The sequence below is a fragment of the Micromonospora sp. NPDC047465 genome (assembly GCF_040643125.1).
GTDB lineage: Bacteria > Actinomycetota > Actinomycetes > Mycobacteriales > Micromonosporaceae > Micromonospora.
The window spans coordinates 115,696-139,537 of sequence record NZ_JBEYTP010000016.1 but is presented as its reverse complement, the minus strand read 5'-3'; the positions used below and the strand labels follow the sequence as shown (position 1 = coordinate 139,537).

Sequence of the window (23,842 nt, the reverse complement as noted above, 5' to 3'; positions counted from 1 at the left end):
GTTCCGTGTGCCGCTGGGCTCGGTCGCGCGCGCCCGCTCAGGCGTCCGCGGGGACCTTTCCACTCGTCTGCAGGTGGGTGGCCGGGCCGTAGAGGCTCTCGAGGAGCGCCGCCTGGGCCTCGTCGTGGAAGGACACCGCACCCGCGGTGAAGCCCTTGGCGACCTCGACGGCGAAGCGCGCGGCCAGTGCGATGTCGACCTCGTGGCTCGCGCCGGTCGCGCAGCCGGCGACGGGTGTCACCGTGGTGATGGCGACACCGACGACGGGCGCGTCCGTCGCGACGGCCGGCTGGAGGATCGAGTTGAGGTGGTGCAGGCCGTTGCCGTACGGCGTGATGTCCTGCGTCGACAGCGGGAAGACGACGGCGGGCTCCCCCGAGACGGTCTCCAGGACGCTGACGAGGTCGGCGCTCGCGGGGAGGATGTAGCCGGCGCGGACCGTCGGGGAGATCGCGATGCCGCGGTGGTTGATGAGGCGGTTGCCCTTCGTGGTGTCGATGGACAGGACGGCGTCCATCTCCGATGTGACCTCGTGTTCGTTCATCGCGGTGATGTCGACGGGCGAGTCCATGAAGGGCACGGGGTCGTGTGGGCGGGTCGGTGCGTCGGGGCAGATGTGCGTCGAGATGACGACGTCGCCGGGCAGGATGTCGCCGCGGGCGTGCATCGCGAGGAGCTTGGCGGCCGTGGCGACGGCGGCGGTGGCCCCGTCACCGTCGGACACGTAGCCGATGAGTTCCGGGCGGGCGCCGAGGCCGCCGAGGCGCCCGACGACACCGAGCGTCGGGGCGTCGCCGCCGACGGTCCTGCCGCGGCTGCCCGGGACGGTGACGCGGAGGAAGTCGGTCGAGCCACGCTCGCCCGCCACCGTCTCGACGGTGATCGAGCAGGCGTCGTCGCCGAGGGTGCGCAGGTGCCCGGCGACGAGCTTGCCCGACGCGTCGGGACGGTCGAGGAGGTCGAGGGCCGTAAGGACGTGGGACAGCACGGTTATTCGCTTTCGACAGCGGTCTCGGCGACGCCGAGGTACCGGAGGGTGGTCAGGGCATAGGTCTTCGCGGCGAGGACGACGTCGGCGACGGGTGCCTTCTCGTCGAAGCCGTGGATGGTGGCCAGCTCTGCCGGCCCGTACTGGAGCACGGGGATGCCGTGGCTGCGGAAGGTGCGGGCGTCGGAGGACGCCCACTGGAGCACACCCTCGGCGGTGGGGTCCCCGGTCAGTTCGCGTAGGGCCGCGACGAGTTCGGCGACGATGGGGTCGCTCGGCAGCGTCCAGTTCGGCTCGCTGCGGAAGCCGATCGGCTCGATCGTCGCCTCGATGCCCGCCTCGGCGAGCAGCTCGTCGACCCGGGCGAGGACCTCGGCCCGCGACAACCCGATCGGCACACGGGTGTCGACGTCGACGACGCACCGGTCCGCGACGACGTTGGAGGAGGTGCCGCCGTGGATCGTGCCGATGTTGACGGTGACGTGTTCGAAGACGGCACCGATGCCGGGACCGTAGCCCTCGCGTTCCTCGGCGAACGTCTTGGACCTCTCGATGAGGTCGCGCACGTCCTCAGGCGCCGACGGCTTCATGTCCCAGAGCTGCTGCAGGGCGATGACGGCCCTGGCCGCGAGGAGGTTCGCGCTGAGGCCGTGCAGCGGCTGGAGGCTGCCGTGTCCCGGCTTGCCGTCGATCGTCAGACGGAACCAGTTGCTGCCCTTCTGGCCGATCGTCGGGTGCGTGCGTTCGGCGGGCTCGGCGATGATCGCGCCGGTCGCGCCGTCGAGGACCCCCTGGTCGAGGAGCCAGTCCGCCCCGCGCGAGCCGCCCTGCTCCTCGTCGGGGACCGCCGCGAGCGACAGCTTCCCGGCGAGCGGGACGCCGAGGCGGTGGAGGACGACGAGCGTGTGGATGACGCCGGCGAGACCGGCCTTCATGTCGCTCGCCCCGCGACCGCGGAGATAACCGTCGACGATGTCACCCGCGAAGGGGGGAAACGTCCAGCGGTTGAGGTCACCGACGGGGACGACGTCGGTGTGGCCGGCGAGCACCAGGTGGCGCGCCGTCGTGGGATCGCCGTCCACCGCGGCGTTGCTCGCGGCACGGTGGACGACGATGCTGAGGCGACCATCGCCCGCGTCGTGGACCTCGGGGTCGAGGCCCTGGGCGCGCAGGTGGTCGGCGATGAAGGTGCCGACGTCCGTGCAGTCCCCCGGAGGGTTCTCGCTCGGGATCCGGATGAGGTCTCCGGCGAGCGTCAGCAGTTCGTCCCGAGTGCGCTCGATCTCGTCGAGGACCCGGGTCTCCCAGGCGGGGGATGTCGTGGTCAAGTCGGGCTCCAGGTGTCGTGTTCGCCTGCGGGGAGTCGGATTCGCGGTGGTGTGGAGGAGGAGGCGGCCGCCGGCGTCGGGATGGCGGCGGCCCGGCGGCACGCCTCTCCCCGGCGTCAGCCCTTGTTGCTCAGCTGGAAGAAGCGGATGATCCCGTCGGGGTACGACGTGTACCCCTGCACGCCCGCCCGCTGCGCGACGACGATGTTGTACTCGTAGAGGTACGCCCACGGCGCCTGGGTGTTGATGATCTCCTGCGCCTTGCCGTACAGATCGTTCCGGACCTTCTGGTCCGTCTCGGTCGAGGCCTGCTTCCAGAGGTTGTCGACCTCGGGGCTGTTGAAGTTGACGTAGTTGCTCGTGCCGTCACTCGTCAGCAGGAGGCCGAGGTGGTAGCCCGGGTCGTTGACGAAGGAGGTCCAGCGGCTGATGTAGGCCTGCACCTTCTTCGTGGCGAGCGCCTCGAGGAACTGCGGGCGCGCCATCTTGTTGATGTTCATCGTCACGCCGATCTTCGCCAGCTCGGCCTGGATGAGCACGGCGTCGTCCGACCAGTCCTCGAAGCCGCTGCCGAGGGTGAAGTCGAAGCTGAAGCCGTTGGGGTAGCCGGCCTCCGCGAGGAGCGCCTTCGCCTTGCCGAGGTCGTACGAGTAGACATAGCCGGCGTCGGTGAAGCCCGGGGTCGAGCTGGCCACGGACGAGCGCATGGGCGACGCCTGTCCCTTCATGACGTCGCTGATGAGCTTGTCGTACGGAATCGCGTACGAGACGGCCTGACGGACCTTCGGGTTGTCGAACGGCTTGACGGCGTTGTTCATCCCGAAGAAGAGGATCTTGTTGCTGGCCCGGGAGTCGATGGCGACGCCGGACTGCTTCGACAGCGTGTCGACGTCCTTCGCGGGCACCTCGAGTGCGATGTCGACCTCGCCCTTGGTGAGGAGCTGCACGCGGTTGCTCGCCTCGCCGATGAACTTCGTGTTGATCTTGCGCAGGGCCGGCTTCTCACCCCAGTAGGTGTCGTTGCGCTCGAGCACGGCCTCGGTCGCCGGGTCCCACTTCGTCAGCCGGTAGGGGCCGGAGCCCGCGGTGTGCGTGTCGAGCCACTTGCTGCCGCCCTCGGCGTTGACCTTGTCGATGTTGATGATCGAGAACGAGTACATCGGCAGGATCTGGAGGAAGAGGTGGTTCGGCGCCTTGAGGTCGATCTTCACCGTCTGCGAGTCGACCGCGGTCACGGTGTCGATGCCGGCCATGCCGTACAGGAAGCTCGCCGAACTCGACTTCTTGATGAAGTCGAACGTCTTGACGACGTCGTCGGAGTCGAGCGCCGAGCCGTCCTCGAACTTCACGCCCGGCCGCATGGTGAAGGTGTAGCTCTTCGAGTCGGTACTCACCTTCCACGACTCGGCCAGCATCGGCACGATCGTGTCCGTCTTGGCGGTCGGCTTGCCGTCGACCGTCGTGCGGTCGTACGTGACCAGTTGGTCGTAGGCGGCCACGACGAACGTGTCGGAGGTGACGTCGTTGGCCTCGGCGGGGTTGAGGGTCTTGCCGCCTTCGGAGTAGGCGGCGACGAGGGTGTCCTTGGCGGTCCCATCGGCCTGCGAGGAGTCGCCCTGGTTGGCGTTGGCTCCACAGCCGGCTGCGACGAAGATGACGGCGACCGCGGCGGCCAGGGTGGCGCTGCGCTTCACGCTGTTCTCCTTCAGGTCAGGGTGGGGGTTGGGGTGGGCGGATGGGCTGGCGTCCGTGGCAGGTCCGCACCGGGTCATCGGCTCGTCCGCAGGCGTGGGTCGAGGACGTCGCGAAGGCCGTCGCCGATCAGGTTGAAGCCGAGAATCGAGGTGGCGATGGCGATACCGGGGAAGACGGTCATCCACCACTCGCCGCTGATGATGTAGCCACGGCCGTCCGAGATCATGACGCCCCATTCCGGCGTCGGCGGCTGCGCGCCGAGGCCGATGAAGCTGAGCGAGGCGGCCGTGAGGATCGCGTAGCCCATCCCGAGGGTCGCTCGGACGAGGATCGGGGCAACGGTGTTCGGGACGATGTGCCGGATGAGGATCGTCCGGTCACGCAGACCCAGGGCGCGCCCCGCCTCGACGAAGTCACGCTCACGGAGCGAGCGGGTCTGGCTGTAGACGATGCGGGCGAACTCGGGGATGCCGACGACGCCCACGGCGACCATCGCGCTCGCCAGGCCCGGGCCGAGGGCGGCGGCGATCGCCATGGCCAGCACGAGCGACGGGAAGGCGAGGAGCACATCCATCACCCGCATGAGCACCGCGCTCACCGCGCCGCCGACGAAGCCGGAGATGGCACCGATCGGGACACCGACGAGAAGCGAGATCCCGACGGCGATGAGCCCGGTCCAGAGAGAGATGCGCCCGCCGGCGAGAACCCGGGCGAGGATGTCGCGGCCGAAGTTGTCCGTGCCGAAGAGGTGCGCGCCGGAGGGGGGTTCGAGAAGCCCTCCGGCTCCGGTCTCGGTGGGCGAGTACGGCAGCAGGTCGGCCACCAGGGCGCCGATGGTCCAGATCGCGATGAAGACGAGACCGACCATCGCCAGGCGGTTGCGGACCAGGAGGCGCCAGGCGGTGGTGGGCCTGGCGGTCGCCCGGTCGGACGACGCGACCCGGTTGCCCCGCGCGGTCGCGGACACGGTGGTGTCAGGCATTCTCGATCCTCGGGTCCAGGCGGCCGTTGAACAGATCGACGCAGAGGTTGACCGTCAGGTAGATGACCGCGGCGAGCAGGGTGAAGGCCTGGACCGGCGCATAGTCGGTCGCGAGTACGGACTGGACGACATAGGCGCCGATGCCGGGCCAACTGAAGACCGTCTCGGTGATGACCGCGCCACCGAGGAGTTGGCCGAACTGGAGGCCGACGACGGTGACGATGACGGGGGCGGCGTTCTTCAGCGCGTGCTTGAGGATGACCTTGGCCGGCGGCAGGCCCTTGGAGCGAGCGGTCCGTACGTAGTCCTGGTTGATCACCTCGAGCATCTCGGACCGGGTCATCCGGGCGATGATCGCCGTGCTCCCGGTCGCGAGGCACATGGCCGGCCAGATGATGTGGGCCAGCGACGACTTGAGCGCGATGACGTCACCGGTCAGGAGCGAGTCGAGGACGTAGAGCCCCGTGATCGACGTCGGTGGGTTCACGTCCTGGGCGATGCGGCCCAGCGGGGCCGGCTCCCACCCGAGCTTGTTGTAGAAGACGAAGATCACGATGAGGGCGAGCCAGAAGAGCGGCATCGACGCCCCGACCAGCGAAAAGATGCGGCTGGCGTGGTCGATGGGCCGGTCGCGGCGCGTCGCGCTGACGACGCCGATCGGGACCCCCACGAGCAGCGAGATGAGGATCGCCGCGATGGCGAGCTCGACCGTCGCCGGCAGCCGGGAGGCGAAGTCCGCGAGGACCGGCTGCCCGGTGTGCCAGGCGAAGCCGAAGTCTCCGGCGAAGAGGCCGCGCACGTAGGAGAAGAACTGGGCGACCAGGGGCTGGTCGAGGCCCATCTCGGCACGGATCTTCTCGACGGTCGCCGGGTCAGCCTGCTCCCCGGCGAGCGTCCGGGCCGGGTCACCGGGCAGGACGCGCGTGAGAAGGAAGATGCAGAGCACGACACCGAGCAGCGCCGGGATCATCGCGAGGACTCGTCGCACCACGTGGTTCACGGCCACCTCCAATCTGCGCTTTGTTGGGTCTGACCTGGTCTCGGCGCCACCCAGGATTCGTCCGCCCCGCACCCCTGCGCAATACCTTCTCTGTATATGAGAGGGCATCTCGAACTGGATCGGAGTGCGGTAGGTTCACACACGTCCCACCCATCCCGGAGGACCCATGTCAGACAACGGCGCCCGCCCCCGCTCGCCGCTCCAGACCGTGGACCGCGCCCTGGAGGTCCTTCTGTCGTTCACCGAGCGGCGTCGCGACTGGGGCGTCATGGAGCTTGCCGAAGCCTTCGCCATCGACAAGTCGACCGCACAGCGGATCCTTGCCGCGCTCGCCGCGCGCGGCTTCCTCAACGCCGATCCGGTGACCCGGCGCTACAGCCTCGGGCCGACGATGTGGCGAATGGCCGCCGTCTGGGAGCGCACGGGAGGACTGGCCGCCCTGGCCCAACGGGTGGTCGAGCCGCTCGCCTTCCAGACCGATCGCACCGCCATCTTCGCCGTCCCGGACGGGCTCCACGTCCGTTGCGTCGCCGCCGTCAACGGCGGCGAACCGCTGCGCAGTCATCCGCTCGTCGGCGAGTTGTACCCGGCCAACGCGGGAGCCACCTCCCGCGCCTACTTCGCCTTCCTCGACAGCAACGAACGACGCGCCCTCATCTCCGGTCGCGTCTTCGCGACCTTCACGGAGCTGACGAAGGTCGGCGAGCACGAGGTCGAACGGCTCTTCGTCGAGACCGTTGCGCAGGGCTACGCCTACTCGGAGGGCGAATACGACTACGCCACCAGGGCGCTCGCCGTTCCCATCATGCTCAGAGGGCGGCCCGTCGGCTCGCTCAGCCTCGGCGAGAGCAAGTATCCGGCGCGTCCGGACGACATCCGGGACCACCTGCCCGCACTACAGGCCGCCGCGGAGCAACTGTCCGCCCTGCTCGACAACCGGGCGAACTCGGCCGCCGCAGCCCGGCAGACCACGACGGTCCGATCCCACTGAACGCCGCGCCGACCAGCCGGACCGGCCGCATCGAGGAGACACCATGACCCAGGGCCACCAGAGCCTCCTGCTCCTGTCCAATTCGACGGCCCCGGGCCGGGCCTATCTGGAGCATGCGCGCGACGCGATCCTCCAGGCACTCGACGGCCGGCGCTCCATCGTGTTCGTCCCCTTCGCACTGGCGGACCACGACGGCTACACCGACACGGTCCGTCGGGCCATGGAGCCACTCGGCATCACCGTCCGAGGAGCACACGAGGGCACGCCACGCGACGTCGTCGCCGACGCCGAGGCAGTCTTCGTCGGCGGCGGCAACACCTTCCGTCTCGTCAAGGCGATCCACGAGCTCGACCTGATCAGCGTCGTGCGCACCCGGGTGTCCGAGGGCATGCCCTACATCGGGTCGAGTGCCGGCACCAACGTCGCGACGCCGAGCCTGCGTACGACGAACGACATGCCCATCGTCCAACCGCCGTCCTTCGAGACCTTCGGCCTCGTGCCCTTCCAGATCAACCCCCACTACCTCGACCCGGACCCGGCCTCGACGCACCAGGGTGAGACCCGGGAGGAGCGGCTCACACAGTTCCTCGAGGAGAACGACGTCCCGGTACTCGCCATGCGCGAGGGCACCTGGCTGCGGGTGAGCAACAGTTCGATGCGGCTCGACGGCGTGGCCGCGGGAGGGCGGGTCTTCTGCCGCGCATCCGAGCCGGTCGAGGTTGCGAGCGGCGCCGACGTGAGCTGGCTCGCCGAGAGAGTGGCTTCGTTCGACGTCGGCCGCTGAGGGCGAACAGTCGGACCTCCTGGAGATCTACGGGACGCGCCTCCGGTCCGCGCCGTCGGACCTGAGACGGCCGGCACGGCCGGCGTGCGGGGCTGGCGGTGCCTTCGCCGGGGAGTGCGGCATCAGGCGGCCCAGGGCCGCCGCGAAGATCACCAACGACCTCGACGTGCCGCTCGTCGCAGCCGGGGACGGGCTCACACCCCGTCCGGGCCAGCCGGAGTCTGCTGGGCCTTGAGGGCGGACGTGAACGCTTGGACCGTGGGATGGCGCGTTGCTCCCCGCCGCACGGTGGTGAAGATCTGTCTTCTGGGACGGCCGTGGAGCGGGTGCGAGACCACGTTGTGACGCTCACCCGCACCTGACAGGTCGGGAAGCAGGGCGGCTGCGAGGCCGTTCTCGACGAGTCGCAGGTGGATCTGCAGGTCCGTGGAGGTGTAGCGGACGTCGGGCTCGAACCCCGCCTGTCGGCATGCCGCCGTTGCCCATTCCCGGGCGGTGCTGCCGACGGGCTCCATCACGAACGGACGCGACGCCAGTTCGGGCAACGACCGCTCGCTCCACACGGCTGGCGTGATGAGCCGAAGTTCGTCGGTGAGCAGGTCGCGCCGCTCGGTCTCCCGGGCCCGCGGCAGGGGGTGGTCGGGATACTCCTCGCCGAGGACGATGTCGAACTCGCCGGCTACGAGGGCGGGATGAGCGACCTCGGGCTCGAGCTCGGTCACCTCGACCCGCAGCCTCGGGTGTTGCTGCGCGAGCTGGGTGAGGGCGTACGGCACGAGCCTGAGGACTGCGGTCTGGAAGGCGGCGACCCGCAGCGTGCCGACGGTCTCGTTCATGGACTGGGCGAGTGCGGCCTGAGTGCGTTCCATCTCCTCCAGCAGCAGCTCGGTGTGGGCGACGAGGAGGTCGGCCTGGGCGGTCAGCCGGACCCGGCGACCGGCTGGCTCGAGGAGGCGTACCCCGGTCTCCTTCTCCAGCGCGGCGAGCTGCTGGGAGACCGCGGACGGGCTGTAGGACAGCGCCTCCGCGACCGCGGTGATGGTGCCTCGACGGGCGAGCTCGCGCAGCAGTCGTAGGCGTCGAAGGTCAAGCATCGAGCCTCCCGAAGCATCAGGTTTGCTTCACATTATCTTGCTGCTTTCCGCGCTGGACCTGTTGAGTCGTGGTGGGGACGATGGTCCGCATGATGTCGTGGTACCGGTCGCCGGCCGCTCGTGACTGGATCAGCTCGTTCGCGCCGAGTGACGCGTACGCGTTCCACCGGTCGTTGCCGGGGTATACGCCCACGCCGCTGGTTCCGGTCCCCGACCTGGCCGGCGAGCTCGGGGTCGGGCGGGTACTGGTGAAGGACGAGTCGTCGCGACTCGGGCTGCCGGCGTTCAAGGTGCTCGGTGCCTCCTGGGCCTGCCGCCAGGTGCTTCAGCAACGCCCCGGCGCCACGCTGGTGACCGCGACCGATGGCAACCACGGTCGTGCCGTCGCCCGCATGGCGGCTCAGTTCGGTGTCGGGGCGACCGTGTTCGTGCCGGAGGTGATGCTGCCGGAAACCGCCGCCCGCATCACCGCCGAGGGCGCGAAAGTCGTGTGGGTGGACGGCGACTACGACGCCACGGTGCGCCGGGCAGCCGAGTTCGCCGACGAGCATCCCGACCGGGCACTGGTCCAGGACACCGCCTGGGACGGCTACGAGCAGGTGCCTGCCTGGATCGTGGAGGGCTACCAGACGCTGCTGGAAGAGGTCGACGCCCAACTCGAGGGGCCACCGGACCTGGTGGCGGTCCCGGTCGGGGTCGGGTCGCTGGCTGAGGCGGTCGTGCGGCACCACCGACGCCCGGGCACCGCGCATCCGAGCGTGCTCTCGGTCGAACCCGACGCCGCAGCATGCGTGCTGGCCAGCCTGACCGCAGGCCGACCCGTGACGGTGCCGACCGCGGCGACGGTGATGGCCGGCCTGAACTGCGGCACCATGTCTCGCTCCGCCTGGCCGGTGCTGCGCGCAGGCTGCGACGCAGCCGTGGCCGTCGGCGACGACGAGGCGCTCCGCGCCGTCGACGACCTCGGCCGGCTCGGTGTCTCCTCAGGACCGAGCGGCGCGGCCACCCTGGCCGGCGTCCGGGCCGTCCTCACCGACCCGCACCGGCGTGCCGCCCTCGACCTCGGCCACGACGCCGTAGTCGTCCTGCTCAGTACGGAAGGACCCGTTCGATGACCCGTACCGTCCGGATCAACCGCGACCGGCTCTGGGCCTCCCTGATGCAACTGAAGGAGATCGGCGCCTACCACGACGAGGCGACCGGGCTGCGCGGAGTCCGGCGTCTGGCGCTGACCGACGCTGACGCCGAAGCCCGCCGCCGCTGCGTGCAGTGGATGCGCGAGGCCGGGCTCGAGGTGCGGGTCGACCGCATCGGCAACGTCTACGCCACCCGCCCGGGCCGCGACCGGTCCCTGCCGTGCGTGCTGATGGGCTCCCACATCGACACCGTCGCCACCGGCGGAGCCTTTGACGGCACCCTCGGCGTGCTGGGCGGCATCGAGGTGATGCGCACCCTCAACGACGCCGGCGTCGAGACCCTGCGCGACATCGAGGTCGGATTCTTCACCGAGGAGGAAGGCGTCCGGTTCGGCACCGACATGCTCGGCTCGGCCGTGACAGCCGGACGCATCCCGCTCGACCACGCCCACACGCTCACCGACGGGGACGGCAGGACCGTCAAGGAAGAACTCGTTCGCATCGGATTCGACGGCGACGCACACGAACGGCGTGCCATCCCGTACGCCTACCTCGAGTGCCACATTGAGCAAGGCCCCATCCTCGCCGATGCCGGCGTCGACATCGGCATCGTCGAGGGCGTTCAGTCCATCTCCTGGCAGCGGCTCACCATCCGCGGTGAGGCCGCCCACGCCGGCACCACCCCCATCGAGTCCCGGCACGATGCCGGCCTGGTCGCAGCCCATGTCGTGGTCGAGGCCCGACGGATGTGCGACAGCGGCGACTTCGGGCAGCTTCGCGCCACCATCGGGAACTTCGACATCGGCGAAGGCCAGACCAACGTCATCCCGCACCAGGCCACCCTGACCATCGACCTGCGCAACCCCGACAACGACCACATGACCTCCGCCGAGCAGCACCTCGCCGGCTACGTCGACAGGCTCGCCGCCCACCACGGCGTCCAGGTCGGTTGGGAACGGATGGCCAGGACCGCCGTCGTCCCTTTCCACCCCGGCGTCCGGGAGGTGCTCGCCACCACCGCCGACGACCTCGGTCTGCCGTACGTGCGCACCATGTCCGGCGCCGGCCACGACGCCCAGGAGATCTCCGCGATCTGCCCCACCGCCATGGTGTTCGTCGCCGGCGAGAACGGCGGCATCAGCCACACGCCCCGCGAGTACTCCAACCCCACGGCCTGCGGCAACGGCACCGATGTCCTCGCCAACGCCGTACTCCGACTGGCGGACCAGCCATGACCGTCCTGGACCCGCTCGACGCCCTTCTGCGCACCGACCCGGTCAACCCCGGCCTCGACCCGGAAGGGAACCTGGCGGTCCGAGTCAACGACACGTAGCCGGGATCAGCCATGCCGCGAACGTGGTTGGCCTCGCGGTCTCCGCGAGGGGGCCACGGTCCGGCGGGGCGCCGGTGACCCGGCCGGGCCGCCCGCGGTGCGGGAGGCCGGACCGGGTCACCGGACCCACGTCATTTGACGACCGAGCGCAACCGGCCGTACAGCGTCTCCGACATCGAGATCGCCGTGGCCAGGTCCGGTTCGCAGATCTCCAGGTAGTGGCTTCCGCGGGCCACGTAGAGCTGGTACTGCCGCACGGTGAAGTCCCCGGCGGGCTGGTTGACCGCCGTGACGGTTCCCGTGCCCTCGTCGCAGGTCCAGCCGACCGCCACGACGGCCGACGCCGCCGCGATCGAGCAACTGTCCGCGACGAGCTGGTCGAACTGCTGCTGCGTCAGGCCGGTGAACGTGATGGTCGACTGCAGCCCGTACGTCGCGGCCCCGTCCAGCGCCGGCACGGGCACCTCGGCCAGGGTGATCCTGGTGCCGACCTTCAGCGACCGCCAGGTCATGCTGCCGGACGCGCAGGTGCCCGCGGCCTCGCGGAGCCGGGCGAGATCCAGCCCCTCGGGCAGTTCCTCGACGGTCGCGGTGAACCTGCCCGTGGCGCCAATGTCGGCGTCGCGCCGGCTGCCGACCTGGATCCAGCCGCCGGCGGCCCGGCTCTGCTCGCCGATCGCCAGTTGCAGGGAGCCCAGGCAGGCCACCGGCGAAACGGTCACGTCGGGGTCGGGCTCGAACAACTTGCCCGCGTCGGCCAACGACATCTCCACGAGTTCGGTACCCGCGGGGTGGTCGGCCTTGGGCAGCAGGACCTCACGGAGGCGCTCGTCCGACAGCGCCGGCACGGCCGGGCCGGCCGCCGCTGCCGCCAGCGTCGTCCGCTCGGCTTCGGCGGCGCGGTGGTTTCCCACCACGACGATCAGCACAGCCGCCACCAGCAGCAGCGCTGCGCCGGCCGCCGTCAGGGCACGACGAGTTGTCAGCATGGCACGCCTCCGTTTGCTAGGTGTTTCTGCTGTCAAGGAACAGCAGTACCGCACCAGAGGCATCGATCGCTATACATGAGTCAAGTGGATTTTTGCTGACCAGAGCCGCCCGCGACATCTCTGGCCAATCGGCACGTGTCGCAACGACCCGAGTCCGCGACCCCGGTTCCGGCGACACTCCGGCGACGCGGACGATCCCGCCGGTCGGACTCGCCGCACCGCGGCTGGGCTGCGGGATTCCAGGAGGCCCTGGGTTGCCGGCGTCCACCACGACCGGCCTCCCGCACCGGATCGCGGGACCATACGCTCACTCCGCCCATATTCGACATCCGTCGGACGGCCACCGGTCACTGGGCGGCCGGACGGGCAACGCGCGGCCGGAAACGACTAGCGTCGTCCCCTCTGTCCGTGTTGCTCCCCGAGGCCGGGTCGCCGACACCGTGGTGCCGGACTGTCCGCACTCTACGAGTACCTGCCGCAGCGGCACGCCCTCCGGCGGCTGACGCCGGATCCGGGCGCCGACCGGCTGGCCCGGATCGCGCCGCAGTTCACGCCCGCCGGCTCCGCCCGGACCGCCGGCGAGCCCGACGCCGCTCTCGCCTCCGGCGGGCTCGACGTCGAGGCGGTGCCGCTCTGGCTGTTCGTGGTCGCGGAGCTGCGCCGGGCCAGGGCCCGGTACGGGCTGCGCGGGTACCGGTTCTGCGCCATCGAGACCGGCCACCTCGCCCAGAACCTGCTGCTCGCCGCGACGGCCCTGGGCCGCTCCGCCGCCCCGCTCGGCGGATTCTTCGACGACGAGCTCAATCACCTGCTGCTGCTCGACGGGCTGGACTCCAGCGCCTTCTACGCCCTCACCCTCGGGTGAGAGCGGCACCCCACGCGACACGCCGCACCAGCCTACCCGGCCCGGAGGGAGCGTTCCACCAGCTCAGTGGCCTCCCGCGCCGAGGCCCGGGGCGGTGCCGAGACGCGCCACGGCTGCCGCTGCCGGTGGGTCACCGCGCCGGCGCCGTACCCGTTGGTCTGGTCGCGGCCCTGGTGCCGTTCGCCACGAGGCAGGGACCGGTTCTCGACGGGAGGCGGCCGGCCGCGTACGGTGCGGGCGTGGTGGTGCGAGTGCGCGTCGGTGGTGGTGACCGCGAGGTCGGGCGGGACAGGGTCGAGGTGGCGGCCCGGGTCCACGGACGGCTGAGAGGCGGCCGGTGAACACCACCCGCCGGGACCGCACGTGAACCGGCCGCCCCGCGTCGGCCCCGCCGCCGTCGTGTTCGACCTCGACGGCACCCTGGTCGACACGATGACGATCGCTCCCACCGTGTACGCCGACACGATCCGCGCCCTCGGCGGGCCGGACGTCTCGCCGGCCACGGTCGTCTCCACCTGGCACATCGGGGCCACGCCGGTGGTGCTGGCCCATTTCCTGCAACGGCCCGTCACCGCCCCCGACCTCGAGTGCTTCCACCGCCATTTCGAGGCGGTGGTCGCGGACGTACGACCGTTCCCCGGCGTGCTCGACCTGGCCGACGACCTCCACCGGGCCGGCTGCCGGCTCGGCATCTTCACCGCCGCCCCACGGCGGAGCACGGCCCTCGTGCTGGCCCACACGGGGCTCGACCGGCTGTTCCCGGTCGTGGTCTGTGGTGACGAGGTCCCCGCGCCGAAGCCCGCGCCGGACGGGCTGTGGCTGGCCTGCCGCCGCCTGGGCGTCGACGTCGCCGAGACCGCGTACGTCGGCGACGCGGCGGTGGACCTCGCGTGCGCGGAGGCGGCGGGAGCACTGGCGGTGCACGCCCGCTGGTGCGACACCTCCCCGGCTTCGGCGGACGTCCCGGCGGTGGCCCACCGACCCGCCCAGGTCCTCGACCTGCTCGCGGTGACGGCTGGCTGACGCGGGAGGCCACGAGTGCGCGTCAGCATGGCGACCAGCGCCGGCAGGCCCGGCCAGCCGAACGAGGACTTCGTCGGCGCCGTTCCCGGCGCCGCTGTGCTGCTGGACGGCGCCGGCATCCCGGGAACCGAGTCGATCTGTTCCCACGGTGTCGCCTGGTACACGCACCGTCTCGGCGGCGCGCTGCTCGGCCTGCTGTCGCGTGACGACGGGCGAGAACTCGCGGCGATCCTCGCCACCGCGATCGGCGAGACAGCCGCCGATCACCGCGGCACCTGCGACATCACGAACCCCAGCAGCCCGCAGGCGACCGTGGCGATCGTCCGCGCCCACCGGGGCCGCCTGGACCATCTCCTGCTCGCGGACTCCTTCCTCGTCCTCGACCAGGTCCGCGGCGGCCCGCAGGTCATCACCGACGAGCGCGAGGTCACCGCCAGGCGCACCTGCTCGGCGCCCCTGGACGGCGTTCCCGGAGGAACCCCGGAGTACGACCGCATCCGGGACTCCTGCGTCGAGGCACTGCGCGCTCGCCGGAACCAGCCGGGCGGCTACTGGATCGCCAAGGACGATCCGCACGCGGCGGAGGAGGCGGTGACCGGCAGCCGACCGCTTCATGACCTGGGCGGCGTCGCGCTGCTCAGCAACGGCGCCAGCCGCATCGTCAGCCCGTACGGCCTGATCGACTGGCCCGGCGTACTGGGCCTGCTCGGCGCGCACGGGCCGGCCGAGATCATCCGCCGTGTCCGGCAGGCCGAGGCCCGCACCTCCGGAGGCCCCGACGCTCGGGTCCCTGACGACGCCACCGTCGCGCACTGCACCCACCTGCCGCGCTCGGAGGGGGCCGAGGGAACGCCGACGGGACATCCGGACCGGGGCTGAGCGGTCCGGCAGGAGCGCCGCGTTCCATGCTCCGGGCGAACACCTGGTCCGACCATGACCGCAGCGGCTTGAATGGGGACATGTGGGCCAGCAGGGACGGGCGGAACTGGCGGATCGGCACCGCCGCCGACGTGGACTGGATCGCCGGCCACACCACCGACGGTGTCTCGATCACCACCGCCATCCCGCCGGTCTTCGACGCCTACGCCACCACCTACCAGGCCGACGACACCACCACCGCCGCCGCCTACGAGCGCGCCCTCGTCGATGACCTTATCTCGCACACCGCCCGACAGCCCTGGTGGCTGGCGTACCTCGACACCGGCGCCCACGACGTCGTCTTTCCCCTCGCGCCCAGGGTGTCGCTCTACTGGAACTGGCCCTACGTGCTGGTCGAGGCCGGCCCCGAGCAGGCCCTCGGCTGGCGAACCGGTCACATGCGCCACGGCCTCGGATCGCTGCCCGACCTGTTCTTCCCGGCCGACCGGTCGTGGCTGGTCTCCGCACTCTGGGACGACACCTGGACCTGCGTCGGCGGCCCGGATCCGCTGATCGGCAGCCTCCAGCGCAACCCCCTGGCCAACGCCCGCCGCGTCGAACCCGACCAGGACGCGTTACCACCGGGACTCACCCGTGAATGACCCCTGGCCGATCCCGCCTGCCAGCGTTCACGGAACGAGATCCGGCAGCCAGCAACAGTGGGGAGACCCAGCACGGGGAGTCGCCACGGAAACTCGTCCACGGAAACGGCGGCGTTCGCACGAATTGCCTCCCGGACGAAGTCCCGCCAGAATCGCCATGAGCGCGGCGGGAACGTGGTGAACACCCTTCGTCATGTCACAGCGGGCTGTGCCGCCCCGCCGGAGTTCGAGCCCCTGCCCTACGGTGTTGGGGGCGCGTAGCGCGCTGTCCGCAACATGGCACTGCCGGCCGTCGGATGTCGAGCGAAACAGGGGTTCTCAAGTGCCGGCGGAAGGGTGAACACTGCCGGGGGCTGCCGTGTCACGGGGCGTACATCGTTGGTCTACAGGAAGGCTCGGTCGGGTGTTCAGTCGTGTCGCCATCGTCAACCGCGGAGAGGCCGCCATGCGGCTCATCCACGCCGTACGGGACCTGGCCGCGGAGACCGGTGCCCGGATCGAGACCGTCGCCCTGCACACCGACGTCGACCGCACGGCCACCTTCGTCCGCGAGGCGGACCTGTCCTACGACCTCGGTCCCGCGTCCGCGCGCCCGTACCTCGACCTGAAGGCGCTGGAGCGCGCGCTGGTGGAGACCGGGGCCGACGCCGCCTGGGTCGGCTGGGGCTTCGTCGCGGAGGACCCGGCGTTCGCGGAGCTGTGCGAGAAGGTCGGCGTCACCTTCGTCGGCCCGAGCGCGGAGGCCATGCGCAAGCTCGGTGACAAGATCGGCGCGAAGCTGATCGCCGAGGAGGTCGGCGTGCCGGTCGCGCCGTGGAGCCGCGGCGCGGTCGAGACCCTGGACGCGGCCCTGGCGGCGGCGGCCGAGATCGGCTACCCGCTGATGCTGAAGGCGACCGCGGGCGGCGGCGGGCGCGGCATCCGCGTGATCACGAACGAGGCCGAACTCGCCGACGCCTACGAGCGCACCAGCCAGGAGGCCGCGCGGGCGTTCGGCAGCGGCGTCGTGTTCCTGGAGCGCCTGGTCACCGGCGCCCGGCACGTCGAGGTGCAGGTGATCGCGGACGGGGAGGGCACGGCGTGGGCGCTTGGTGTCCGTGACTGCTCGGTGCAGCGGCGCAACCAGAAGGTCATCGAGGAGTCCGCGTCGCCGGTGCTCAGCCCCGCGCAGGCGGCCGAGCTCAAGGCGTCGGCCGAACGGCTGGCCGTCGCCGTCGGCTACCGCGGCGCGGCGACCGTCGAGTTCCTCTACCACCCCGGTGACCGGCTGTTCGCGTTCCTCGAGGTCAACACCCGCCTGCAGGTCGAGCACCCGATCACCGAGGCGACCACTGGGTTCGACCTGGTCAAGGCGCAGCTGCACGTGGCCTCGGGCGGACGGCTCGAAGGCGAGCCGCCGGTGGAGCGCGGACACGCCGTCGAGGCCCGACTGAACGCCGAGGACCCCGACCGCGACTTCGCGCCCTCCCCGGGCCGGATCGCGCGGCTGGACCTGCCCGCCGGGCCCGGCATCCGGGTGGACACCGGCGTCAGCGAGGGCGACACCATCCCCGCCGACTTCGACTCGATGATCGCCAAGATCATCGCGTACGGCCGCGACCGCGACGAGGCGCTCGGCAGGCTGCGCCGGGCGATGGCGCAGACCACGGTGATCATCGAGGGCGGCGCGACCAACAAGAGCTTCGTGCTCGACCTGCTCGACCAGCCCGAGGTGATCGACGCCAGCGCGGACACCGGCTGGATCGACCGCGTCCGCGGCGAGGGCAGGCTCGTCTCGCACCGGCACTCCGCCGTCGCGCTGGCGGCCGCCGCCATCGAGGCGTACGAGGAGGAGGAACGCGCGGAGCGGCAGCGGCTGCTGTCGACGGCGTTCGGTGGGCGCCCACAGGTCCAGCACAAGAGCGGCCGACCGCTGGACCTCAAGCTGCGGGGCGTCGGCTACCGCGTGCGGGTCGCGCGGGTCGGCGCGCACCGGTTCCGCGTCGGCATCGAAGCGGGTGACGACGTCCGTACCGCCGACGTCGAGCTCGACCGCTTCGACCGGCACACCGGGCAGGTCGTCGTCAACGGCACCCGGTACCGCCTGCTCACCGGCACGCACGGGCCGATCCACCTGGTCGAGGTGGACGGGGTGACGCACCGGGTCAGCCGCGACGAGGGCGGCGTGGTGCGCTCCCCGGCGCCGGCGCTGGTCGTCGCCACGCCGCTCGAGGTCGGCGCCGAGGTCGAGGCGGGCGCGCCGGTGCTGGTGCTGGAGAGCATGAAGATGGAGACGGTGCTGCGGGCGCCGTTCCGGGCGCGGCTGAGGGAATGCGCCGTGTCCGTGGGCAGCCAGGTGGAGACCGGCGCCCCGCTGCTGCGGCTGGAGCCGCTCGCCGACGACGCCGACGACGCCGACGACACCTCGGCCGCCGGGTCCGTCGAGCTGGACCTGCCCGCCGTGCCCGGGGAGGTGCCGGCTCGGGAGCGCATCACGCGCGGCCAGGAGGACCTGCGCAGCCTGCTGCTGGGCTTCGACATCGACCCGCACGACGATCGCCGGACGCTCGACGACTACCTCGCCGCGCGCCGGGCGGCCACCGAGGACGGCCACCGGCCGCTGGCCGAGGAGCTCGACCTCGTCGACGTGTTCGCCGACCTCGCCGAGCTGAGCCGCAACCGGCCGGCGGGCGAGGACGTCGGTGGCGAAGGGCACGTGCACAGCGCCCGCGAGTACTTCCACACCTACCTCCAGAGCCTCGACGTCGAGCGGGCCGGGCTGCCGGAGGCGTTCCAGGCCAAGCTCGCCCGGGCGCTCGGGCACTACGGCGTCACCGATCTGGAGCGCTCCCCCGAGCTCGAAGCCGCGGTGTTCCGCATCTTCCTCGCCCAGCAACGCGCGTCCGCCGACGCGACGGTCGTCGCGGCGTTGCTGCGCTCGTGGCTGCGGGAGCCGCCGCCGGACGAGGTGCTGCGTGAGCCGGCCGGCCTCGCGCTGGAGCGGCTGGTGGCCGCGACGCAGGTCCGCTTCCCCGTGGTCGCCGACCTCGCGCGCGGCGTGGTCTTCGCCTGGTTCGGCCAGCCGTTGCTGCGCCGCAACCGCGCCCGCGTCTACGCGAACGTCCGCAAGCACCTGCGCCACCTGGACGCGCACCCGGACGCGCCGGACCGCGCCGAACGCGTCGGCGAGATGGTGCGCAGCACCGAACCGCTGGTGCGGCTGCTCGGCCAGCGGCTCGTCCGCGACTCCCTGGACCACGCGGTCATGCTGGAGGTGCTGACCCGCCGGTACTACGGGAACAAGGATCTGACCAGCGTCCGCACCAGCGAGGTCGCGGGCTGCACCTTCGTGGTCGCCGAGCGCGCGGGCTCGTGCGTGGTCTCCGCCGCGGTGAGATTCGAAGCGCTGGGCAGCGCGCTGCGCGGGCTCGCGGAGCTGGCGGGTGGCGAGGACGCCGTCGACGCCGACATCTATCTCGCCTGGGAGAGGCAGCCGGAGGACTCGGACGCGATGGCGGCGGCGCTGCACGAGGTCGTCAGCGCGCACCCGCTGCCGAGCCGGGTCCGCCGGGTCACCACAACCGTCGCGGGCCGCAGTGGCGCGGTGATGCACCACCACTTCACCTTCCGGCCGTCGACCACGGGGATGACCGAGGAGCGGCTGATCCGGGGCCTGCACCCGTACATCGCGCAGCGGATGCAGCTGGAGCGGCTGCGCAAGTTCGACCTCACCCGGCTGCCGTCGTCGGACGAGGAGGTCTACCTCTTCCGGTGCGTGGCGCAGGAGAACCCGTCGGACGACCGCCTGGTCGCGTTCGCGCAGGTGCGTGACCTGACCGCACTGCGGGAGCACGACGGCAGGCTGGTCGCGCTGCCGACGGCCGAGGACGTCGTCGCCACCTGCCTCGACTCGATCCGCCGTGCGCAGTCGCGGCGACCGTCGAAGAATCGCTTCAACACCAACCGGATCGTGGTCTACGTCTGGCCGCCGAGCGACCTCACCCGCGCGGAGCTGGAGATGATCGCCGGGCGCGTGCTGCCGACGACGGCGGGCGCCGGGCTGGAGGAGATCCTGTTCATCGCGCGGCAGCGTCACCGGACGACCGGCGAGCTGACCAAGATCGCCGTGCGGGTCTCCTTCGACGCCACCGGCGGCACCACGCTGACCGTCGGCCAGCCGTCGGACGAGCCGGTCGAGCCGCTCGACGGCTACCGGCAGAAGGTGCTGCGCGCGAGCAGCCGCAACACGGTGTACCCGTACGAGCTGACCGGCCTGCTCGGCGACTTCGTCGAGCACGACCTCGACGACGACCACGCGCTGGTGCCGGTCGACCGGCCGAAGGGCCGCAACACCGCGGCGATCGTCGCGGGCGTGGTCAGGACGCGTACCCGGCGGCACCCGCAGGGCGTCACCCGGGTCGTGCTGCTCGGCGACCCGACGAAGTCGCTCGGCGCGCTGTCGGAGCCGGAGTGCCGCCGGGTGATCGCCGCGCTGGACCTGGCCGAGCGGATGCGGGTGCCGCTGGAGTGGTACGCGCTGTCCGCCGGCGCCCGGATCTCGATGGAGTCCGGCACGGAGAACATGGACTGGGTGGCCGCGGCGCTCAAGCGGATCGTCGAGTTCACCCAGGACGGCGGCGAGATCAACATCGTGGTCGCGGGCATCACCGTCGGCGCGCAGCCGTACTGGAACGCCGAGGCGACGATGCTCATGCACACCAGGGGCATCCTGGTGATGACGCCGGACTCGGCGATGGTGCTCACCGGCAAGCAGTCGCTCGACTTCTCCGGCGGCGTGTCGGCCGAGGACAACTTCGGCATCGGCGGCTACGACCGGGTGATGGGGCCGAACGGGCAGGCGCAGTACTGGGCGCCGAACCTGACCGCCGCGCGGGACGTGCTGATGTCGTACTACGACCACACGTACGTCGCGCCCGGCGAGGCGGGGCCGCGGCGGGCGAAGACGACGGACCCCGTCGACCGTGACATCTCCGACTTCCCGCACGCCCTGGCGGGTAGCGACTTCACCACCGTCGGCGAGATCTTCTCGGCCGAGGCCAACCCGGACCGCAAGAAGCCGTTCGACATCCGGACCGTGATGCGGGCGCTCTCCGACCAGGACCACCCGGTGCTGGAACGCTGGGCGGGCATGGCCGACGCGGAGACCGTGGCGGTGCAGGACGTGCATCTCGGCGGCATGCCGGTGTGCCTGCTCGGCATCGAGTCACGGGCGGTGCCGCGGCGCGGCTTCCCGCCCACCGACGGCCCGGACACCTACACCGCGGGCACCCTGTTCCCGCGGTCGTCGAAGAAGGCCGCGCGGGCGATCAACGCGGCCAGCGGCAACCGGCCGCTGGTGGTGCTGGCGAACCTGTCGGGCTTCGACGGCTCGCCGGAGTCGATGCGGAAGCTGCAACTGGAGTACGGCGCCGAGATCGGCCGCGCCATCGTGAACTTCCGCGGGCCTATCGTGTTCTGCGTGATCTCCCGGTACCACGGCGGCGCGTTCGTGGTGTTCTCGAAGGCGCTGAACCCGAACATGACCGTCCTCGCGCTGGAGGGCTCGTTCGCCTCGGTGCTCGGCGGCGCCCCGGCCGCCGCGGTGGTGTTCTCCGGTGACGTCAACGCCCGCACCGCGGCCGACCCGCGCGTGCGGGACCTGGAGGCCCGCGTCGCGGCCGCCTCCGGCGCCGACCGCGCCGCGTTGACCGCGGAGCTCGACGAGCTCCGCGCGTCGGTCCGCGCGGAGAAGCTCGGCGAGGTGGCCACGGAGTTCGACCGCGTGCACAACATCCAGCGCGCCGTGGAGGTCGGCTCCGTCGACGCCGTCATCCGCGCCGCGGAACTGCGCCCACGGATCATCGAGGCCATCGAGTCCCGTTCGCGCTGACCCCATCCGTCGCCGGCCGTGGCGTTCGGCCCCGGCCGGCGCGTCCGCCAGGCGAGCGCACCGGTGCGCGGAAACCTCCGCGCACCGGTGCCCTCGCCGCCGTGGCCGAGGGACGTCGACACCCTGCGGCTGACCCGTCTCCACCGCTGGGCCGAGGTCGACATCGTCGAGATCGCACAGGCCGTCGGCGGGCTGATGTGCACCGGCCGAGCCCTGGGGCCCGTCCGGCAGCCTGCCGCAGCCAGAACCATCACGAGCCATCTTCATATTCCTATCGATCTCGATTAGGCTCTGACCCGTCCCGTAATGATCCACAATGGAGGCACCCGTGAGGAAGATGACCGTCCGCCGCAAGAGCTCGCTGCGCCTGCTGTCCGGTGCCCGTCGGCTCTGGATCGAGTGGTGCTGGTAGCAGCCGACACGGCGGGCGCTCCCGAGCGCCCGCCCCTGCGGCGATCGGCCCGGCCTTGACCGACGAGCCGGGCGGCTACGACTGCCACCGCGACCACGGGCCGTACGCCGGGGTCGCGGCCTTCCTCGGCCGAGTCGCCGCCGACCGCCCCCGCCTGGCGTCCCGCCACAGGGTCGAGCTGCACGCCATCGCCCCCGGGCTGGACGGCGCGGCACGACCGGCCGCCGAGGAGGAGCCGATCCGGTTCCATCCCGCCCGACGCACCGCCTACCTGGCCTACGGCGCGGCCGAGTTCGTGGCGTCCTGGGCAGACCGGCTCCGCCGCCCGGTCACGGTGCGGTTCACGCACGTCGGGAGCGCCGACGAAACCACCCGCGAGCTGCTGGAGACGCTGACCCGCCGACTCGGGCCGTCCCCCGTACGCCTCCACCTGCACGACGGTGGCCCCCGTCCGCCGGTGACGGCCGCCCCGACGCCGGAGACGATGCGCACGGCCCTGGGCGACAGCCTGGCCCGCGGCTTCTACCACCACGCGGCCCGAACCGCCCGACGCGGACGCGCCGCGGTGACCCCCGACGGCGACCTGCGGCACTGGTGGGCGTTCACCACCGGCCTGGCCACCGCCCTGGCGGCGCTGGACCGCGCCACCGAAGCCCTCGACCTCTACCACGAAGCGCGCGCCGCCACCGACAACCCCAAGATCGCCATGTCGGCCGCGTACGCCACCGCCATGCTGTACGCCCGGCACCTGCCGGCCGCCGACCAGGACCCGGCGCAGGCGCGGCACTGGCTGGAGAAGGCGCTCCACCTCGCCGCCGGGCTGGACGACCCGCGGCAGCGGGTGCTGTCCACCGTCTTCTACGAGCAGGGCCTGGCCCTGCTGGACAGCAGGGAAGGCGATCCCGCCGCCGCGCTACGGCTGATCGACGACGGGCTGGCCCGGTTGACCGAGGTGCTCGCCCCCGGCGAGCGCCCACAGGACCTGGCCCGGCTACGCCACAACCGGGCGCAGGTGCACCTCGCCCTGGGCGATCCGGCGCAGGCCCTGGCGGACCTCGACACCGTGATCGCCCACGACCCCGACAACTGCGAGTACTACGTGGACCGGGCCGCCCTGCACCGGGCGGCGGGGCGGCCACGGGCCGCGATCAGGGACTACGACACCGCGATCCGCCTGGGACCGCACCTGCCGGAGGCGTACTACAACCGGGCCGTGCTCCACCAGGAGCGGGGCCGTTCCGGGCGGGCGCGTGACGACCTGGAGCGCGTGCTGACGATCGACCCCGGGCATCTCGACGCCCGGATCGCCCTGGTCAACCTGCACGTCCGACGCGACGCGTTCGCACAGGCCGAGACGGACGCGCGAGCCGGGCTGGCGCTGGCCCCGCAGGAGCCCGCGCTGCTGTGCACCCTGGGGCTGATCCGCTCGGAGCGGGGCAGCCTCGCCGAGGCCGACCACCTGCTCAGCCAGGCGCTGGCCGGGGATCCGGAGCTGGTCGAGGCGTGGACGAACCGTGCCGCGATCCGGTTCGAACGCGGTGACGTGCCCGCCGCCCTGGCCGACCTGGACCGGGCGGTGGCGCTGTCGGCGGCACCTGTCCCCCGCTACAACCGAGGCACGGCGCTGATGCGGCTGGGACGGTGGGAAGAAGCCGCCCGGGACTTCACCCACGCGCTCACCCAGCCCGACCTGGACCGGTCGCTGCGACGCGACCTACGCGCGGAACTGGCCCGCTGCCATCGGGCCATGCCCCGATGACCGCCGGCCGGGGCGGAATCGGCGGAATCGACGAGCCCGTCGACCATGCGGCCTGATCGGGCACTATTGTCCCG

18 protein-coding genes are annotated in these 23,842 nt (G+C 71.6%); 10 read left to right on the top strand and 8 right to left on the bottom strand.

What is annotated here, in order from left to right; all coding sequences use genetic code 11:
- Window positions 1–37 precede the first annotated feature (37 nt).
- From ABZ793_RS17150 to ABZ793_RS17130, 5 genes are all read right to left on the bottom strand, one after another.
- Window positions 38–988: a DUF1177 domain-containing protein gene (locus ABZ793_RS17150; RefSeq protein ID WP_357457850.1), complete on the bottom strand. Its 951-nt coding sequence runs from the start codon at window positions 986–988 to the stop codon at window positions 38–40.
- 2 nt (window positions 989–990) lie between these two features.
- Window positions 991–2,316: a M20 family metallopeptidase gene (locus tag ABZ793_RS17145; RefSeq protein ID WP_357457848.1), complete on the bottom strand. Its 1,326-nt coding sequence runs from the start codon at window positions 2,314–2,316 to the stop codon at window positions 991–993.
- A 116-nt stretch (window positions 2,317–2,432) separates the two neighbouring features.
- Window positions 2,433–4,010, bottom strand: a complete 1,578-nt coding sequence (locus tag ABZ793_RS17140; protein WP_357457845.1) for an ABC transporter substrate-binding protein — start codon at window positions 4,008–4,010, stop codon at window positions 2,433–2,435.
- Between the two features lie 74 nt (window positions 4,011–4,084).
- The gene (locus ABZ793_RS17135) at window positions 4,085–4,993 is read right to left on the bottom strand and encodes an ABC transporter permease (RefSeq protein WP_357457842.1); all 909 of its coding nucleotides are present in this window, start codon (window positions 4,991–4,993) and stop codon (window positions 4,085–4,087) included.
- Entirely contained in the window at window positions 4,986–5,993 is a 1,008-nt protein-coding gene (locus ABZ793_RS17130; RefSeq protein ID WP_357457840.1) for an ABC transporter permease, read from the bottom strand. Before ABZ793_RS17130 ends, ABZ793_RS17135 begins: the two co-directional genes overlap by 8 nt.
- 166 nt (window positions 5,994–6,159) lie before the next feature.
- Between ABZ793_RS17130 and ABZ793_RS17125 the strand changes: the two genes are divergently transcribed.
- Both ABZ793_RS17125 and pepE read left to right on the top strand, forming a co-directional pair.
- Window positions 6,160–6,984, top strand: a complete 825-nt coding sequence (locus ABZ793_RS17125; protein ID WP_357457838.1) for an IclR family transcriptional regulator — start codon at window positions 6,160–6,162, stop codon at window positions 6,982–6,984.
- A gap of 43 nt (window positions 6,985–7,027) precedes the next feature.
- Window positions 7,028–7,768 (top strand): dipeptidase PepE, encoded by a 741-nt coding sequence (gene pepE, locus ABZ793_RS17120; protein WP_357457835.1) that lies wholly within the window; start codon window positions 7,028–7,030, stop codon window positions 7,766–7,768.
- 194 nt (window positions 7,769–7,962) lie between these two features.
- Here pepE and ABZ793_RS17115 read toward each other — a convergent pair whose 3' ends face one another.
- Window positions 7,963–8,862 (bottom strand): LysR family transcriptional regulator, encoded by a 900-nt coding sequence (locus tag ABZ793_RS17115; RefSeq protein ID WP_357457831.1) that lies wholly within the window; start codon window positions 8,860–8,862, stop codon window positions 7,963–7,965.
- Window positions 8,863–8,951: 89 nt separating this feature from the next.
- Between ABZ793_RS17115 and ABZ793_RS17110 the strand changes: the two genes are divergently transcribed.
- Together ABZ793_RS17110 and ABZ793_RS17105 are read left to right on the top strand one after the other, a co-directional pair.
- On the top strand, window positions 8,952–9,977 hold the full coding sequence (locus ABZ793_RS17110) for a pyridoxal-phosphate dependent enzyme (RefSeq protein ID WP_357457828.1): 1,026 nt from the start codon (window positions 8,952–8,954) through the stop codon (window positions 9,975–9,977).
- Entirely contained in the window at window positions 9,974–11,233 is a 1,260-nt protein-coding gene (locus ABZ793_RS17105; protein WP_357457825.1) for a M20 family metallo-hydrolase, read from the top strand. The genes ABZ793_RS17110 and ABZ793_RS17105 overlap by 4 nt, the downstream gene beginning before the upstream one ends.
- Before the next feature lie 229 nt (window positions 11,234–11,462).
- Here the strand turns inward: ABZ793_RS17105 and ABZ793_RS17100 are convergent, their stop codons facing one another.
- On the bottom strand, window positions 11,463–12,320 hold the full coding sequence (locus tag ABZ793_RS17100; RefSeq protein ID WP_357457822.1) for a hypothetical protein: 858 nt from the start codon (window positions 12,318–12,320) through the stop codon (window positions 11,463–11,465).
- A gap of 625 nt (window positions 12,321–12,945) precedes the next feature.
- Here ABZ793_RS17100 and ABZ793_RS17095 point away from each other — a divergent pair.
- Window positions 12,946–13,185, top strand: coding sequence for a nitroreductase family protein (locus ABZ793_RS17095; protein WP_357457820.1), 240 nt, complete (start codon window positions 12,946–12,948; stop codon window positions 13,183–13,185).
- 32 nt (window positions 13,186–13,217) lie between these two features.
- Here ABZ793_RS17095 and ABZ793_RS17090 read toward each other — a convergent pair whose 3' ends face one another.
- On the bottom strand, window positions 13,218–13,502 hold the full coding sequence (locus tag ABZ793_RS17090; protein ID WP_357457817.1) for a hypothetical protein: 285 nt from the start codon (window positions 13,500–13,502) through the stop codon (window positions 13,218–13,220).
- Between the two features lie 46 nt (window positions 13,503–13,548).
- Here ABZ793_RS17090 and ABZ793_RS17085 point away from each other — a divergent pair, with 46 nt between their 5' ends.
- The 5 genes from ABZ793_RS17085 to ABZ793_RS17065 all read left to right on the top strand — a co-directional run bounded on the left by ABZ793_RS17085 (window position 13,549) and on the right by ABZ793_RS17065 (window position 23,768).
- Complete coding sequence (locus ABZ793_RS17085) at window positions 13,549–14,208, top strand: HAD-IA family hydrolase (RefSeq protein WP_357457815.1); 660 nt, start codon at window positions 13,549–13,551, stop codon at window positions 14,206–14,208.
- A 15-nt stretch (window positions 14,209–14,223) separates the two neighbouring features.
- On the top strand, window positions 14,224–15,087 hold the full coding sequence (locus ABZ793_RS17080) for a hypothetical protein (protein WP_357457813.1): 864 nt from the start codon (window positions 14,224–14,226) through the stop codon (window positions 15,085–15,087).
- Window positions 15,088–15,167: 80 nt separating this feature from the next.
- On the top strand, window positions 15,168–15,728 hold the full coding sequence (locus tag ABZ793_RS17075) for a hypothetical protein (RefSeq protein WP_357457811.1): 561 nt from the start codon (window positions 15,168–15,170) through the stop codon (window positions 15,726–15,728).
- Between the two features lie 403 nt (window positions 15,729–16,131).
- Complete coding sequence (locus ABZ793_RS17070; RefSeq protein ID WP_357457809.1) at window positions 16,132–21,597, top strand: carboxyl transferase domain-containing protein; 5,466 nt, start codon at window positions 16,132–16,134, stop codon at window positions 21,595–21,597.
- 467 nt (window positions 21,598–22,064) lie between these two features.
- Window positions 22,065–23,768, top strand: coding sequence for a tetratricopeptide repeat protein (locus ABZ793_RS17065; protein WP_357457806.1), 1,704 nt, complete (start codon window positions 22,065–22,067; stop codon window positions 23,766–23,768).
- Window positions 23,769–23,842 lie beyond the last annotated feature (74 nt).